At 63.7% G+C, this 3,715-nt stretch carries 1 protein-coding gene and 1 pseudogene; both read left to right on the forward strand.

The features are described 5' to 3' along the window. On the forward strand, positions 1 to 3,237 hold a 3,237-nt coding region (locus EN969_RS21085), incomplete at its 5' end, for an autotransporter domain-containing protein (RefSeq protein ID WP_127419362.1). 177 nt (positions 3,238 to 3,414) lie between these two features. Next, positions 3,415 to 3,715: pseudogene (locus EN969_RS21090) on the forward strand (sterol desaturase family protein); the annotation flags it as partial.

The raw sequence follows: 3,715 nt of genomic DNA on the forward strand, positions 1-3,715 counted from the left end.
GCGGCGAGTGGCTCCATCGATGTCACCACGGGCGCGGTGACGGCGCTGGCTGCTGGCATGTTCGGTATCGACGTCCAGTCGTCTTCGACGGCAGGCAATCTCACGACCGTGGCGAACGGCGATGTGACGGCGGGCAATACCGGTATCTTGGGTCGAGTTTCCTCCACAGGAACTGGCAACATCGATATCACGGCGAACGGCGCCATCGACGCAGGCAACGGCATTATCGCGCAGAACTTGGGCAACGGCTCGACGACGGTGAAGGCGATGGGACCGGTCACCGCGACAATGGCGTCGGGCCTTGGCGTCTTCGCTCAGGGCCGGGGCGATGTCTCGATAACAACGGGTGCGGTGACCTCGACGGGCGGTCAGGCGGTCTATGCAATAGGGACCGGCACAGGCACAGGCACAATCGATGTGACGACCAACGGCAACGTCTCGGGCACTGCAGGCATCCTCGCAGGTAACTCCGGCACGGGCATGATCAGCGTGATCGCCAATGGTGCGGTGACCGGCACATCCTTTGACGGCATCGTCGCGAACGGTGGTGGCGCGGTGGACGTGCAGGTCGCCGGCACGGTGATGGGCGCGCGTTCCGGCCTGACCTTGATTGGTGGCGGCGGCGGCACGGGTAATCTCTCGGTGACGGGCGCGGGCGGCTTCGTCGGCGGCAGCGACGATGCGGTGAATATTCAGAACTATGGCCCGGGCACGGTCACGGTCGATATATCCGGCGCCAGCAGCTCGACGAGTGGCGGCGGCATCGTGGTGCGCGACACGGCGACGGGCGGCAACATCGGCGTCACGACGGGCGCGGTGACGGCGCTGGCTGCCGGCAGGATCGGCATCGACGTTGAGACGCTGTCGGCGACGGCCAATGTGACGATCGTGGCGAACGGCGATGTGAAGGCGGGCGGCCCCGGTATCTTCGCTGGCCTTTCCTCGGGAAGCGGCAACGTCGATGTCACGGCGAACGGCGCGATCGACGCGAGCAGCGGGATTGTCGCAGGGACTGTCGGTACAGGTTCGGTGACCGTGAAGGCGGTTGGTCCGATCACCGCGACGACTGGTCGAGGTATCGACGCTGAAAGCTCGGCCGGCAATGTCGCGGTGATAACGGGTGCTGTGAACGCAACTGCGGCTACGGCGATCTTCGCGCTCCAGGACAATCCGGTGGGCGCTGGCACGATCAATGTGACGACGAATGGCAATGTCTCGGGTACGACAGGTATCCAGGCAACCAATCTTGGCACGGGCGCGATCACGGTGATCGCCAATGGCGCGGTGACCGGAACGTCGGCCGAGGGCATCGTCGCGACGGGCAACGGCGTAGTGGATGTGCAAGTCGCCGGCACGGTGACGGGCGCGACGCGTGGCCTGACTTTGACTGGTGGGACGGGCGCCATCAACGTCGCCTCGTCGGGCGCGATCCGTAGTCTTTCCGGACTGTCCAGCGATGCGGCGATCGAGACCAATGCCGCGACGATGGCGCTCACAAACGCCGGTTCGATCGTCGGTACAGCGCAGTTTGCCGGCGGCGCGACACTGTTCGCCAACGACGGGAACTGGAACGGCGCCGGTGGAACCAGTGATTTCGGCGGTGGCGCCAGCAGGCTGGTCAACGACGGGACCGCCGTCGGTGGAAACTCCGCCGGCGTCGCGGAGACGACGCAATGGACCAATCTGTTTCAGTTCACCAATCAAGGCACCTTGACAATGGCCGACGCTGGCGCCGGCGATGTGATCCGGCAAACCGGCGGCAATGCCGCTTTCGCGACTGGCAGCATCATGGCGATCGATATCAACACGGCCGGCCAGGCCGACAGGTTCAGCACCTCCGGCACCGCGACGATCACTGGCGCGACGCTGACCGTGAACGCCGCGGGCGGCATTGCGGTGCCGGGCACCCGCTATACGGTGTTGACCGCCGATGCCGGGCTGACCGGGCAGTTCGCTGCCTTGACTGGAGTTCTCAACACCGCCTTCCTCAGGCTTGTCGATACCTATGACACCAACAACGCCTATCTCGACATCCTGAAATACCGCAACTTCACCGACGCAGCCTTGACCCGCAATCAGATCGCAACCGCTGGGGGGCTCGAGAGCCTGCCGACATCCGGATCCCTGTACAACGTCATCCTCAACCTCGCGACCGACGTGCAGGCACGTGATGCCTTCGACCAGCTCTCGGGCGAGGTGTATCCCTCGGCGCAGACTTCCCTCATCGAAGATAGCCGTCTTCTGCGCGACGCGGCGACGAACCGCATCCGGGCCGCTTTCGGTATCGTCGGTGCATCGGCCGCTCCGGTCATGGCCTACGCCGATCAGACCTATGGCGGTGCTGCGGGCGCCTATGTCTCGCTCGATCCCAATACGACCGCTGCAGTGGCGTCGGACACCGATCGCTTCGCCCTCTGGAGTCAGGGCTTTGGTTCATGGGGCCATACTGGCAGCGACGGCAATGCTGCCCGCGTTGACCGCTCGACTGGCGGTTTCCTGGCCGGCGGTGACGCCGCCATTTTCGACACCTGGCGATTGGGTATCATGGCGGGATACAGCCGCACCAACCTCGATGTGAAAGACCGCGCCTCGTCGGGCTCGAGCGACAACTATCATCTCGGCCTCTATGGCGGCACCACTTGGGATGTTGGGGGCGGCACGCTCGGCTTGCGCACCGGTACATCCTATACTTGGCACGACATCGCGACGAGCCGCTCCGTCACTTTCCCCGGTTTCAATGACAGCCTCAAGGCAGATTATCGCGCCGGAACGGCGCAGGTGTTCGGCGAACTGGGCTATGGTATCCATGCTGGAAATTTAGGCTTTGAGCCCTTCGCCAATCTCGCCTATGTGAACCTCCGGACTGACGGCTTCACCGAGACAGGCGGCGCGGCGACGCTGACAAGCGCTTCGGCAATCACCGATGCGATCTTCACCACGCTCGGCCTACATGCCTCAGGCGAGTTCACCGTCGGCGAGATGGCGGCGACGGTTCGCGGCACGCTCGGCTGGCGCCATGCCTTCGGCGAGACCGTACCGCTGTCGCGCTTCGCATTCGCCGGCGGCGCATCATTCACCGTCGCGGGCGTGCCGATCGCCAAGGACGGGCTGATACTCGATGTCGGGTTCGACATCGCCATCGCACACAATGCCACGCTCGGCCTCACCTATGGGGGACAATTCGGCAGTCGCGCCGCAGACCAGAGCGTGAAAGCCAATCTCGCGGTCAGGTTCTAGTTGGGGGATGGGCCACACGCCGCAGGACGAGCCCGCATTCGCGTCTCCTCGTCCACCCGCGTTCCATTCACAATCCGCGTTTGCCGCCGCCACTTGCGCAAAAGGTAGAGCCTTTAGCCTTTGGAAAGGGAGATGTGGTTCCTCTCAGAGGCGCGGACTGCGCGCTGAGGCGAATCGATGGATATCTTTGGCATCAAGGCACTTCTGATCTGCGCCCTGATCTTCATTCCGTTCGAACATCTGTTTGCCGAGCGGCCGCAGAAGATCTTTCGCAAGGGCTTCGCTGTCGATCTGATTTATCTGCTGTTCAACGGCTTCATCATAAAGCTGGCCATCGTCATGATGGCGGCAGGCGCGCTCGGTGCCGCTGCACTCCTGGTCCCGCAAGCGATAACGCATGCCGTCAGCGGCCAGCCCGTCTGGCTGCAGGTTGCCGAAATCATCGTGATCACCGATGTCGGCGTCTACTGGACACATC

Source organism: Mesorhizobium sp. M7A.F.Ca.CA.003.01.2.1 (assembly GCF_003998945.1).
In the GTDB taxonomy this organism is placed as follows: Bacteria; Pseudomonadota; Alphaproteobacteria; order Rhizobiales; family Rhizobiaceae; genus Mesorhizobium; species Mesorhizobium ciceri.